This is a genomic window from Xanthomonas pisi DSM 18956, from assembly GCF_001010415.1.
GTDB classification, from domain to species: Bacteria; Pseudomonadota; Gammaproteobacteria; order Xanthomonadales; family Xanthomonadaceae; genus Xanthomonas; species Xanthomonas pisi.
The window spans coordinates 1-388 of sequence record NZ_JPLE01000223.1 but is presented as its reverse complement, the minus strand read 5'-3'; the positions used below and the strand labels follow the sequence as shown (position 1 = coordinate 388).

General features: G+C 46.4%; 1 protein-coding gene. It reads left to right on the top strand.

What is annotated here, in order from left to right:
• Positions 1–388 (top strand): hypothetical protein (locus Y887_RS20795; RefSeq protein ID WP_162199180.1); only part of this gene is annotated, 388 nt, incomplete at both ends.

Here is a 388-nt window from a genome sequence, read left to right as displayed (position 1 = left end):
TGATGCATCGAGTAATGGAAAACTTTTCGACCCAGTGACTGGGCAGTTCAATCTTGACTCTTCTTTGATTTATTTCATCACAGGCAAGTTCGATGGTGTGAGAAGGGAATCAAACCGTGGTGGCATCAAGGCAATCGGCGGCGATTGGTACAGAATCTGGATTGTAGAACAAACTGCGAACGCGACAGCTGGGGTAAACACAAGCTTTTCAATTGAGTTGAAAGCGACTGCCGCTGGATCAACTCAGACTCGCGAATTGCCTGAAGGGTCTGATGCGCTTCTTTTTGGATACTCAATTTGTGTTTGCGACCCTGTTCAGAATCCTAATGGGCCTGAGCCTTATTTTTATGGAACGCAAAACCCTCCTTCTGACGGAACAGCAATACTG